A 12,024-nucleotide genomic window follows, 5' to 3' on the forward strand; every position below is an offset into this window, starting at 1 on the left:
TTTCATGTTTTTGATGAAGTTTTTGCTAAAGCGCTAATTTATAGCAAAATACAAAAACCTGTCCAAACAGACAAATTACTCCACCCAATCCGTATATACATTATTATATTAAAAAGGCAAGGGTCCATCCCCTCCCATTCCTCCAAACGGATTTTCGTTTTGAGGAATGAAATCCGCAGCAGATGGAGGCGGCGGAGTAGAAGGACTGCCAATCGGCGTATTCATTCGCGAACCAAATGTCGCTCCGCCACCTTCTGCAGGAGGTGGAATTACCATATCGTCCTCCGGATTCTGGAAACGCGTATACTGACCGATAAATCGTAGACGGACATCACCCACCGCACCATTACGATGCTTGGCTATAATTATTTCGGCCATACCACGCAAATCCGTTCCATCGGCCGACGTATATATCTTATAATATTCCGGTCGGTGAATAAAACAAACCATATCGGCATCCTGCTCGATGGCTCCCGATTCACGCAAGTCGCTCAGCTGCGGACGTTTGCCCTCTTCTCCTTCACGGTTCTCCACTCCACGGTTCAACTGAGACAAAGCAATTATAGGAATATTCAGCTCTTTCGCCAGTCCTTTCAGTGAACGGGAGATTGTACTTACCTCTTCCTGGCGGCTTCCAAACGACATACCACTTGCATTCATCAGCTGAAGGTAGTCGATAATAATCAGCTTCACTCCGTGCTCACGCACCAGGCGCCGCGCCTTCGTACGCAGCTCAAACACCGACAACGAAGGAGTGTCGTCCACATACAAGGGAGCATCGAGCAAATCACGCAGTTTATAATCCAGCTGTTGCCATTCATAATCGGCCAACTGACCACTTTTGATTTTTTCACTTGGAATCTCGCAAACATTCGAAATCAGACGGTTTACCAGTTGGACGTTGCTCATTTCAAGCGAGAACAAAGCAACCGGATTGCGATAATTCACCGCTATATTCTTCGCCATCGAAAGCACAAAGGCCGTCTTTCCCATGGCCGGACGAGCCGCAATAATAATCAAGTCCGAATTCTGCCATCCCGAAGTCATCTTGTCCAGCTTGGTGAATCCACTCTCCAATCCACTCAAACCATCTGTTCGGGCCGCAGCTTTTTGAATCAGCTGATAAGCCTCGGCAATAACCGGATTAATCTGCGTATAATCCTTCTTCATGTTTTGCTGGGATATCTCGAAAAGCTTGCCTTCCGCCTCCTGCATCAGGTCGTCCACATCCAGCGTTTCGTCAAAAGCCTTGGCCTGAATATTACTGGTAAACGTAATCAGCTCCCGAGCCAGTGCTTTTTGGGCGATGATACGTGCATGATATTCGATATGTGCCGAAGAAGCCACCTTACTGCTCAGCTGTGTGATGTAGAAAGGACCTCCAACTTCCTCCAGCTCACCTCTCTTCGCCAACTGCTCCTTCACAGTCAGGATATCAACCGGCTTCTGATTGACGGCCAAGTCTGTAATTGCAGAATATATCAACTGATGCCGGTGCTCATAGAATGATTCCGGCCTTAATATCTCGCTGACCAAAGAATAGGCATCCTTTTCAATCATCAACGCTCCCAGTACAGCCTCCTCCAGCTCCGGTGCCTGAGGCTGAATGCGCCCGTAGTCATTTACAGGCTGAGGAGCTTTTCCTCTCGAACTGCGTATTGTCTTTTTCTGTTCTGCCACAATATAAAACTCCTATTTCTAAATTTATAATCGGACAACAAAGATAACTTATTTTCCGTTTTCCACATACACTAAAACCTATATTGTTATCAACTTGTATCCACAGATTTTATTAACTTTGCAGACATATTTATAAAAATATTGCTTATATGCTTACTTTTCCAAATGCTAAAATCAATCTGGGGCTGAACATCATTGAGAAACGCCCCGACGGATACCATAATCTTGAAACCGTATTTTATCCTGTTCCGATAGAAGACGCGTTAGAAATCAATCTCTCGGACGATAAAACGGCTAAATACCGCCTGTATCAAAGCGGGCTTAAAATAGACGGAGATGTCGAAAACAATCTGGTTGTAAAGGCATATAAGCTGCTGGATGCAGATTTCAATCTGCCTGCCATCGACATTCATTTATTCAAACATATTCCTTTTGGAGCCGGTCTTGGGGGCGGTTCGTCCGACGCAGCATTCATGCTACTTCTCCTTAACAATACGTTTAAGCTGAACCTGACAACCCAACAACTGGAAGACTACGCCGCCCGATTAGGTGCCGATTGTGCCTTTTTCATTCAGAACAAACCGACGTATGCCGAGGGTATCGGAAACATTTTCTCTTCTATCGATTTGTCCTTGAAAGACTACCGCATCGTTTTAGTGAAACCCGACATATTTGTATCTACACGAGACGCTTTTGCTAAAATCAAGCCTTACCGCCCACAGCATTCCCTAAAGGAAATCATAAAACTTCCGGTCGAAGAATGGAAACAATACATGGTAAATGATTTCGAAGCAAGCGTTTTCTCCAAGTTTCCCGCCATCGGAGACATCAAACAACAGTTATACCAATGCGGAGCCCTATACGCATCCATGAGTGGATCGGGTTCGTCTGTTTTCGGTCTGTTCCGCCCCGACGCAAACATTCCGGAAGAAACAGATTTCGGAAAAGGAGCATTTGTCTATCAAGGTCTATTGCGATAGAGCCTGCGGATATCTCTGGGGAGTAATTAAAGAGGGAAAGCAAGGCAAACCCTATGTTATTTTCAGGCATGGATTACACGGAATTTCACGGATGATTATTCTTCTATCTCTGCGTTTTTCCGCGTAATCCGTGCCTAAAAGAAAGCGGTTCCTTAATTTGACACACTTTCTTTTTCTGACATTCCCTCTTACGAAAAGAATCAGTTTGTCAAACCCTGATACAGGGTAATACTAAGGAAAATACCGATAATAATGCAAATAATAATCAGAAAGCAATTCATAAACCGTGCACTTGGTTTAGTCTCTTTATGCAGGTTCTGATCGAAATAGTTTTTGAAGAACAGGTAAATAGCCGGTACGGTCGCACTTGCCAACAACAAATCTTCCGGAATCTTGTAGACATACACCTTGGAAAAGGCAATAAGTGCCCAATGACACAAAAACAAGATGACCAACAGATTGACCTTCTTCGAAAAAGACAATAACAGGCCAATGGTAAATACCGCAACCGAACAAGGCATGATAGTCGTAGTCATCGCCGGAAACTCCATACCACGCGCCCACGATAATACCGGATAAAGGAAAGGCATCAGATACAGCAGTGCTACCAGATATCGATAACGCGGATTGCGTTCGAAGGGAGTATAGTCCGTAAGCAGATCCCATAACCACAGCAAGGCCATAACTCCCCAAAAGATAGCAAGTATATAGTTATAACTTCTGGTGGAGCAGTACATCATGTAATAGACCACAGAGATCCATGAATTCAAGAACACCATGTAAATCTTTACAGAGCGTTTGACCCAAAGAGTCGGTTTATGATACAGCAAAGCCGTCAGTATGATACCGACAAATGTAATTACAATCTGTGCTACCCACGTATTTTCGTTATAATGCGCAATTGTATTCCAAAAAACTTCCATTCGTTATACTTTAATAATATCATTAATAATTTCAGGACTTCTCCGCTTGATCTTTATGCCTGGTCATCGAAAAAGCACGGTTAATGAACAAGAACAAAGGCATCGTTGCCCCCACCGCAAGCATAAAAATGACGCTGCATGTCACAATCGTATTCGTAAACAAATCAAGCAAATACTTATGCTGCAACACAGGATCTTGCAGGTTCTGCATGAACATAATCAGCGAGAAGACAATCTTATAGGCATACATACCAGGAATCATCGGCAGCAAGGCCGGTATATACAACACTGTCATCGGACAATAAATCCGCTTGCCCAGCAACAAACTGCCCATACCAATACTGAAAGACGCGCACAAAGAGGCCGTAGCTATATCCACTCCACAATAGGTCATCAGGCTGAAACGCAAAGCATGCCCTATGGCAGCAAGCAACGCAATGGAAGGGAAAGCACGCAAAGGAGGATCGGAGATGGCACCAAAACCTATTGCAGCAACCGCCGCAAACATTCCATCTGTCAGAATATCCAATAGTATCATTTCCTTGAATTTATTATAACTCTACAAATCAATTATTTATGCCGTTACAACAGACTGTTCCTGATCATCATCAGCGTACACGACAGGCCGACCGCAATACACAGAACCAGCAACAAAGCCTGAATCAGGCGGCTGCATCCTGTCAGCACATGGCCTTCGACAATATCGATAACTCCATTCAGCAGCGGCACACCCGGTACAAGATACAGCACACTGGTAGCGATGGCCACCTCGGAAGTAGTATCAAGCGTAAGAGCCGACGAAGCCACCAGCGAAGCGACAAACGCCGAAACCACAAAAACGATGTAATGATTGATATGCTTCTTTTGCATGATCTGCCTCACATAAAATCCAATCAGAGTAGCCGAAAAGACTATGCCGCGCGCTGTCCAGTCGCCCCCGAACAAAGCACAGAAAGAAGCATTGGCAAAACCTACCAGGAACAATGTACAAAGCGGATCCATTTTAGGACTGGAGATAATCTTGTTATATTTCTCCCACAGCACGTTCAGCGGCAAATGCTTATCGAAGGCTTCCCAGCTCAGCGCACTAAGCTCTGCATTCAGTTCAAAACTGATCGGGAAACTCGGAATAACCGAAACTTCATTATAAACTTCCTGATTTTCCTTATCGCACACGCTGACAACCATGGTGCGCTGAAGAATACTCATTTTTACGTCCACATTCAACGACTCTCCTATCCGACGTGTGTTCCGGACAACACGCGATGTATGCACGCCAGATCCCATTAAGCGGTTGGCATATTCCAACAAAAACCGGGTTATCTCTTTTAACTCGTTTGATGAATACATATTCAATAAGACATTATCAACTGAAAAACGCCGCAAAGTTACCGATTTTCCAGAAGATAACAGGGAAAAACACGATAGTTTTTTTAATCTTACATAACAAATAGTTGTTTTTCTAAAAAGAAAGAGAATGAGCCGCAACAGCCCATTCTCTTTCTGCTTTATCCATTCAGATCAATCGTTCATCAGCTTTCTGTAGCGCACACGGGTCGGTTCTTCCTTGCCCAGACGCTTCAGCTTGTTCTCTTCGTATTCCGAATAAGATCCTTCAAAGAAGAACACGTTCGAATTGCCTTCAAACGCCAGGATGTGTGTACAAATACGGTCCAGGAACCAACGGTCGTGGCTGATGACCACCGCACATCCCGCAAAGTCTTCCAGACCTTCTTCAAGTGCACGCAGCGTATTGACGTCGATATCATTGGTCGGCTCGTCCAGCAGCAGCACGTTACCTTCTTCCTTCAGTGCCATGGCCAGATGCAGACGGTTGCGCTCACCACCCGAAAGCACGCCACACAGTTTTTCCTGATCGGCTCCCGAGAAATTGAAACGCGACAGATAAGCACGGGCATTTACATCCCGTCCTCCCATACGAATCAACTCATTGCCACCCGAAATCACCTGATATACACTCTTGTTCGGGTCGATATCCTTATGCTGCTGGTCGACGTAGGCCACTTTCACTGTTTCGCCCACTTCAAACTCTCCCTTATCGGCCTTTTCCAATCCCATGATCAGGCGGAAAAGTGTCGTCTTTCCGGCACCGTTCGGTCCGATGATACCTACAATGCCATTAGGCGGAAGCATGAAATTCAGGTCGTCAAACAAAAGTTTGTCTCCATAAGCCTTGGCTACGTGTTTGGCCTCGATTACCTTATTGCCCAGACGCGGTCCGTTCGGAATAAAGATTTCCAGCTTTTCTTCCTTCTCCTTCACATCCTCGTTCAGCAACTTGTCGTACGAGTTCAAACGAGCCTTTCCTTTGGCCTGACGGGCTTTGGGTGCCATACGTACCCACTCCAACTCTCGTTCCAAGGTCTTCCGGCGCTTGCTGGCAGTCTTCTCTTCCATCTCCATGCGCTTCGTCTTCTGCTCCAGCCAGCTCGAATAATTACCCTTCCAGGGAATACCCTCGCCACGGTCCAGTTCAAGAATCCATCCGGCCACATGATCCAGGAAGTAACGGTCGTGCGTCACAGCAATCACTGTACCTTCGTATTGCTGCAAATGTTGCTCCAGCCAGTCTATCGACTCTGCATCCAGGTGGTTGGTGGGCTCGTCCAGCAACAGCACATCCGGTTTCTGCAACAGCAGACGACACAGAGCCACACGGCGGCGTTCACCTCCAGACAGGAATTCTACCGACTGGTCTTCGGGCGGACAGCGCAATGCGTCCATGGCCCGTTCCAGCTTGCTGTCCAGATTCCAGGCATCGGTTGCATCAATAATATCCTGCAACTCGGCCTGCCGGGTAAACAGCTTGTCCATTTTGTCCTGATCCTCGTAATACTCCGGCAGTCCGAATTTCTGGTTGATTTCTTCGTATTCGTTCAGTGCATCTACAATGGGCTGCACGCCTTCCATCACAACCTCTTTCACTGTTTTCGTCGGATCGAGATAAGGCTCCTGTGCCAGATACCCGACCGAATATCCCGGCGAGAACACCACTTCGCCCTGATATGACTTGTCCAATCCGGCGATAATCTTCAGCAAAGTAGATTTACCCGAACCATTCAGACCGATAATACCGATTTTGGCTCCGTAAAAGAACGACAAATAGATATTCTTCAATACCTGCTTGTTGTTTTGCTGAATGGTCTTGTTCAGCCCTACCATCGAGAAAATAATTTTTTTATCGTCAACTGTTGCCATAAAAATTTCGTTAACAACCTGCCGCTGAGATCTATTCAGCGCATATTCAAGCCTCACCGGCAGATTCTTTCAAACTCAATTAATAAAATAAAACAAGGATTGTGCGCCGATCTTTCCGATGCTCCGGGTAAGCAATCCTCCTCTGCCATCCAGACTCCGCCAGGCATCCGCCCGCGTTCCTCCATTTGCGTATGGCAGTTCAAGTTACAAAGATACGGTATTATTTTTTAGATACAAGGAAGTTAGCAATTTTCCAATCGTCCAATCCATTCATTGAACAAGATACATTTTTCCCTGATAGTTTTCAAGCCTATTTCCATAGCCAGAAAAGCACCGTCAGTCACCTTGTCATATCCGCTGACGGCTTTTTTCAGCCGTTCTGAAGGCGCGGTAGCAGGACTGTTGTTTATTTCTTCCGGAGTATTGAACTCGTTTACCGCACTTTCCAACTGCTTGAAATCAAGCTGGTCCTTCGTAAAGTTATCAGGAAATACAGAAATATCACTGAATAACAGCCCTTCAAACTCGTGCAGCTGAATATAAGGAACAAACCTTGGACGCAACTTTTCATCCATATCCTGCGACATTTGCTCGAACAGGTAATGCATCCGGTCGTACAGGTTGAGTTTTCCTTTAGCTTCCATCCACCCCGGGAAATGGTACGAATCGCGGATGCGGTAATAGTCCACAAACATGGAAACCATACAATTTCCTTCATTCAGGTGCTTGACAATCTGCTTCTTAAGAGTATCCCATGCCACAATACCGCCGTTCGAGTGCTTGATGGTAGGTGCTTCGAGCACTATATCCTTGGACAGGAAATGACTGTGCAGAACATCGTTACAGAAAGCCTGTTCCGTTTCTCCTTCACAAACGATAATCAATCTTTTCATGTCGGCTGCCCTCCTTTCAGAATATTCTGTTTCCACAAGTCGCCCAGCGTGTAGTCTTCCAGCCAGGCTTCCAAGTTTTCAGCCTCCAGTCTTTTCATTACCGAAACGCCCTCTACCTGGTTGACGGTAATCACATCTTCGACATTGAAGTTGGTTATCAGGTCTGCACTTTGGGTGGCTACAACGACCTGGGTACCTCTGGACGCCACCGACTTTATCAAGCCAGCCAATTTCTGTATGGCCAAAGGATGTAGTCCCAGCTCGGGTTCGTCAATGATAATGACTTTAGGGGGCATCGGTTGCAAAAACAGTGTAGTCAGTGCAATGAAGCGTACGGTTCCGTCAGAAAGGTCTGTCGGGCCGTATACGGTAGAACTGAATTTATCTGTCCATTGCAGACGAACCGTATCGGTCGCACTCACGTTGAAATAGAAATCACTGAAATAAGGCGCGATACTTTGGATGACACGCACAATCCTTTTGTAGGTGATGGGAGAATTCTCTCGGATGCCATACAGAAAAGCAGCCAGATTTTCCCCCTTCTCATACAGATAGTAGATGTCGTTCACGATGTGACTTTCTTTGGTGAACGGAGAACTTTTGCCTGTGTCGTGAAAATGATATTTTTTTATCTCAGACAGATATCTCCGAATGTATTCGCCCCTCGACAATCCGTCGTACGTCTTAATGCAGGCTTCGTTGCCAAAACCTGCTATATCGGAGTACGAGCCATAGTAGCCCAATTTCTCCTTTGAGAACACTAATTTGTTGTCCCCTTCTTTCAGTTCAAACGAGTAGGAATTGTTTTTGAAATAGATGGTAGCCGCAATAGCATCCGTCATCTTGCTACCTTGGAAGAAATATTTATCAACACCTCCATTCAGCGCTACATATTCCGTAAGCTTTTGTTCATACAAGCGGTTGAGGAATTCAAAAAAAGACAAAAAGTTACTTTTCCCCGACCCATTGGAACCTATCAATATATTGATGGGAAGCAGATCGAGTTTAAGTTCCTTGAACGATTTATATCCTTTTATTTCTACTTTGTCCATAGCCAACTGTTGTTAGAGACTATTGCAAAGATAACAATTTCCCATAAATGAGCAAACTCGTTGATCAACACTCGTTATTTATTTCGCAAAATACTTCGTCTTCAACCAATAAACATAAATCAAAGTATTCATGACAAGATTCGCCAGCTTGTCAAAAGACACAAACATCATGGCGCGGCTTATGTCAGCAAAGATAAGCATAATTCAACAAAAAACGACCGGGAAACAGCCACCAATACAATTTCCACCATTCATACCATCGACAAAGTGCCTCTTTCCCCCCTGCAAAGTGCCTCTTTAGTACCGTAAAGAGGGACTTTAGACTCCCAAAGAGGCACTTTACGAAAGAGCATTCAAAGCCGTTTTTCTCTAATAAAAAACATTACACTTGACACCCTGACATCTAAAAATACCAACTTTTTCTTCGCGCGCGTGTAGGTGAGGTTTAACACTATTGTGAATGAAAGTTAAGCTTCACCTGCACGCGCGTGAGGAAAAGTTATAATATTGAGGGGCCAGGGTGTCAAGCTCAGGAGAAATGCGAATCCAAAACTTAAGTAAAATCCGGGGGAAAGCTGCGGCAAACAGCCGGACTTCAGATTTTAAACTTTTATAGCAATTTTTTCAGGGAAAACATATCCTCCAATCAGTTAAATTGCGTAACTTTGTCGGAAACCTGTATTACACGATAAGCAATGGCTATACGCTATCTTATCGTCCGATACGCTCTATTGAAAAAACAACCGAGTCAGTTTCCAGAACTATACACGTGGTGTACAGAACCGGAGCGACTCACAAAAAACTGTAAAAACAATGCTTACTCAAATTATCAACGGACGTATATTTACCCCACAAGGCTGGCTGAATGATGGCTCTGTCCTGATAAGAGACGGGAAAATCCTCGAAGTAACCAATTGCGACCTCGCCATCATCGGTGCCCAAATGATCGACGCCAAAGGCATGTACATCGTACCTGGTTTTGTCTGCATGCACGCCCATGGCGGAGGTGGACACGACTTTACCGAATGTACAGAAGAGGCTTTCCGTACCATCATCGACGCACACCTTCAGCACGGAGCAACCAGTTTCTTCCCTACCCTGTCTTCTTCACCGTTCAGCAAACTGCATCAGGCTACGGAAATCTGTGAACAACTGATGAAAGAGCCCGGAAGCCCGGTAATGGGTCTCCACATCGAAGGACCGTACCTCAATCCGACCATGGCTGGCGAACAGTTTAGCGGAATGGTAAAAGCCGTTGATGAAAACGAATACAAGGAGCTTATAGAAAACTCACACTGCATCCGTCGTTGGGATGCATCGCCCGAACTGCCGGGTGCACTCGACTTTGCCCGCTATCTGAAAAAGAAAGGCATCCTGGTAGCCCTGTCGCACACCGAAGCAGAATACGATGGAATAAAATCGGCCTATGAAGCCGGCTTTACCCATGCGGCCCACTTCTACAACGCCATGCCGGGCTTCCACAAACGTCGTGAATACAAATACGAAGGTACGGTAGAAAGTGTCTACCTGACAGATGACATGACGATCGAACTGATTGCCGACGGCATTCATCTGCCCGCTACCATCCTGCGCCTTGCCTACAAGCTGAAGGGAGTAGAACGGACCTGCCTTGTCACCGATGCCCTTTCGTCGGCAGCCAATGAAGGAAAACCTGTAAACGATCCGCGCATCATCATCGAAGACGGAGTCTGCAAGCTGGCCGACCGCTCGTCACTGGCTGGCAGTATCGCCACCAGCGATACCCTTGTCCGCACCATGGTGAAAGCAGGCATTCCACTGGGCGACGTTCTGCGGATGGCCGCCGAAACTCCGGCCCGCATTATGGGAGTGGACGACCGGAAAGGCTCGCTCCAGAAAGATAAAGATGCTGACATCGTCATCTTGGACAAAGACTTAAACGTCCGTGCCGTATGGCAATATGGAATATGCAAACTGCAAAACATCTGATAGGATATGTAGCTTGACGCCCTCCAAAGACTGAAAAGAAAATCGTAAAAAAAGTTAATCAATCAAACCTATTCAACGGTTCGGCAGTTTTATGAACGGCAAAAAGTACACAAAAAGCGTAGCAAACGCTTTCCTGCAGATATTTATCAACTTAAAACAGAAAGAACATGAAACAGATGAAAACAACCGCATTCATACTTAGCGGAGCCTTGTTATTAGCAAGCTGTGGCACCATGAACAATACTACCAAAGGTGGTATCATCGGTGGCGGATCAGGAGCAGCAGCCGGAGCAATTATCGGCGGCCTGATCGGTAAAGGTAAAGGTGCAGCCATTGGAGCTGCCGTAGGAGCAGCCGTTGGTACGGGAACAGGGGTAATCATCGGTAAAAAGATGGATAAAAAAGCCGCAGAAGCTGCCCAGATAGAAGGGGCACAGGTCGAAAAGGTTACTGATACGAACGGACTGGCCGCCGTAAAGGTTTCTTTCGATTCGGGCATTCTGTTCGCCTTCAACTCTTCCGCATTAAGCAATACGTCGAAGGCATCATTGCGTGAACTGGCTCAAATTCTAAAAGACGATACGACAACCGACATCGCCATCATCGGGCATACCGACAAAGTAGGAACCTACGAGGCCAATATCAAAGTATCCAAAGACCGCGCCTATGCGGTAGAGAACTATCTGCAGGATTGCGGCGTATCTCCGGCACAGTTCAAGCAAGTGAAGGGTGTGGGTTACGACGAGTACGATGAAAGCCTTTCGGCTGAGCAAAACCGCCGTGTAGAAGTCTACATGTACGCCAGCGAGCAAATGATCAAAGAAGCAGAGGCCCAACAATGACAATGAAAAAAGCTTTGCGGATACTCCGCAACCTGATATTGTTTTTCTTTATAACCACTACCGTCATGGTAGTGGTTTATCGTTTTATGCCGGTATACATCACCCCTCTCATGGTGATACGCAGCGCCCAGCAAATCTTTAAAGGAAATTCTCCGGAATGGCATCACACATGGGTACCTCTAAACGAAATATCGCCTCACCTTCCCATGGCCGTCATAGCTTCTGAGGACAACCGTTTTGCCTCGCACAACGGCTTCGACTTCATTGAAATCGAAAAAGCAATCAAGGAGAACAAGACCCGCAAACGGAAACGCGGTGCAAGCACCATCAGCCAGCAGACAGCCAAGAATGTCTTCCTCTGGCCCCAGTCGTCATGGATCAGAAAAGGATTCGAATGTTACTTTACCTGCCTTATCGAACTATGCTGGTCGAAAGAACGGATCATGGAAGTCTATCTGAACTCCATC

11 protein-coding genes (1 of these 11 only partly in view) are annotated in these 12,024 nt (G+C 45.9%); 4 read left to right on the forward strand and 7 right to left on the reverse strand.

Annotated features, from left to right (window positions below):
• Nucleotides 1-108: 108 nt before the first annotated feature.
• Entirely contained in the window at nt 109-1,680 is a 1,572-nt protein-coding gene (gene dnaB, locus QVP67_RS01065) for a replicative DNA helicase (protein WP_022161707.1), read from the reverse strand.
• Between the two features lie 149 nt (nt 1,681-1,829).
• On the opposite strand from dnaB, the gene ispE reads away from it, so the two are divergent.
• Nucleotides 1,830-2,660, forward strand: coding sequence for a 4-(cytidine 5'-diphospho)-2-C-methyl-D-erythritol kinase (gene ispE / locus QVP67_RS01070; RefSeq protein ID WP_022161708.1), 831 nt, complete (start codon nt 1,830-1,832; stop codon nt 2,658-2,660).
• Between the two features lie 200 nt (nt 2,661-2,860).
• Here ispE and QVP67_RS01075 read toward each other — a convergent pair whose 3' ends face one another.
• From QVP67_RS01075 to QVP67_RS01100, 6 genes are all read right to left on the reverse strand, one after another.
• A complete protein-coding gene (locus QVP67_RS01075) occupies nt 2,861-3,583 on the reverse strand; it encodes a DUF6064 family protein (protein WP_022161709.1) in 723 nt (240 codons plus the stop codon).
• Between the two features lie 31 nt (nt 3,584-3,614).
• The gene (locus tag QVP67_RS01080; protein WP_022161710.1) at nt 3,615-4,121 is read right to left on the reverse strand and encodes a threonine/serine exporter family protein; all 507 of its coding nucleotides are present in this window, start codon (nt 4,119-4,121) and stop codon (nt 3,615-3,617) included.
• A gap of 44 nt (nt 4,122-4,165) precedes the next feature.
• Nucleotides 4,166-4,933, reverse strand: coding sequence for a threonine/serine exporter family protein (locus QVP67_RS01085; protein ID WP_022161711.1), 768 nt, complete (start codon nt 4,931-4,933; stop codon nt 4,166-4,168).
• A gap of 171 nt (nt 4,934-5,104) precedes the next feature.
• On the reverse strand, nt 5,105-6,802 hold the full coding sequence (gene ettA / locus QVP67_RS01090; protein WP_071149562.1) for an energy-dependent translational throttle protein EttA: 1,698 nt from the start codon (nt 6,800-6,802) through the stop codon (nt 5,105-5,107).
• 242 nt (nt 6,803-7,044) lie between these two features.
• Nucleotides 7,045-7,695: a DUF4276 family protein gene (locus tag QVP67_RS01095; RefSeq protein ID WP_022161713.1), complete on the reverse strand. Its 651-nt coding sequence runs from the start codon at nt 7,693-7,695 to the stop codon at nt 7,045-7,047.
• Nucleotides 7,692-8,747, reverse strand: coding sequence for an AAA family ATPase (locus QVP67_RS01100; protein WP_022161714.1), 1,056 nt, complete (start codon nt 8,745-8,747; stop codon nt 7,692-7,694). Before QVP67_RS01100 ends, QVP67_RS01095 begins: the two co-directional genes overlap by 4 nt.
• A gap of 813 nt (nt 8,748-9,560) precedes the next feature.
• Here QVP67_RS01100 and nagA point away from each other — a divergent pair.
• The 3 genes from nagA to mtgA all read left to right on the forward strand — a co-directional run.
• Nucleotides 9,561-10,715: an N-acetylglucosamine-6-phosphate deacetylase gene (nagA, locus tag QVP67_RS01105; protein ID WP_022161716.1), complete on the forward strand. Its 1,155-nt coding sequence runs from the start codon at nt 9,561-9,563 to the stop codon at nt 10,713-10,715.
• Between the two features lie 167 nt (nt 10,716-10,882).
• Nucleotides 10,883-11,557 carry an OmpA family protein gene (locus QVP67_RS01110; RefSeq protein ID WP_022161717.1) on the forward strand — a complete coding sequence of 225 codons (675 nt, stop codon included), beginning with the start codon at nt 10,883-10,885 and terminating at the stop codon, nt 11,555-11,557.
• A protein-coding gene (mtgA, locus tag QVP67_RS01115; protein WP_022161718.1) for a monofunctional biosynthetic peptidoglycan transglycosylase crosses the window boundary here: on the forward strand, nt 11,554-12,024 show its 5' portion. The gene runs 237 nt beyond the window's last position; 471 of the gene's 708 nt are visible here — the first part of the coding sequence; the start codon lies at nt 11,554-11,556; its stop codon lies beyond the right edge, outside the window. The genes QVP67_RS01110 and mtgA overlap by 4 nt, the downstream gene beginning before the upstream one ends.

The sequence above is a fragment of the Bacteroides sp. CAG:633 genome (genome assembly GCF_000435115.1).
GTDB lineage: Bacteria > Bacteroidota > Bacteroidia > Bacteroidales > Bacteroidaceae > Bacteroides > Bacteroides ndongoniae.

Excerpts from the sequence above, each read along its gene's own strand:
- ispE (WP_022161708.1), top strand. The coding sequence starts at position 1,830 with ATGCTTACTTTTCCAAATGCTAAAATCAATCTGGGGCTGAACATCATT.
- QVP67_RS01075 (WP_022161709.1), bottom strand. The coding sequence starts at position 3,583 with ATGGAAGTTTTTTGGAATACAATTGCGCATTATAACGAAAATACGTGG.
- QVP67_RS01080 (WP_022161710.1), bottom strand. The coding sequence starts at position 4,121 with ATGATACTATTGGATATTCTGACAGATGGAATGTTTGCGGCGGTTGCT.
- QVP67_RS01085 (WP_022161711.1), bottom strand. The coding sequence starts at position 4,933 with ATGTATTCATCAAACGAGTTAAAAGAGATAACCCGGTTTTTGTTGGAA.
- ettA (WP_071149562.1), bottom strand. The coding sequence starts at position 6,802 with ATGGCAACAGTTGACGATAAAAAAATTATTTTCTCGATGGTAGGGCTG.
- QVP67_RS01095 (WP_022161713.1), bottom strand. The coding sequence starts at position 7,695 with ATGAAAAGATTGATTATCGTTTGTGAAGGAGAAACGGAACAGGCTTTC.
- QVP67_RS01100 (WP_022161714.1), bottom strand. The coding sequence starts at position 8,747 with ATGGACAAAGTAGAAATAAAAGGATATAAATCGTTCAAGGAACTTAAA.
- nagA (WP_022161716.1), top strand. The coding sequence starts at position 9,561 with ATGCTTACTCAAATTATCAACGGACGTATATTTACCCCACAAGGCTGG.
- QVP67_RS01110 (WP_022161717.1), top strand. The coding sequence starts at position 10,883 with ATGAAACAGATGAAAACAACCGCATTCATACTTAGCGGAGCCTTGTTA.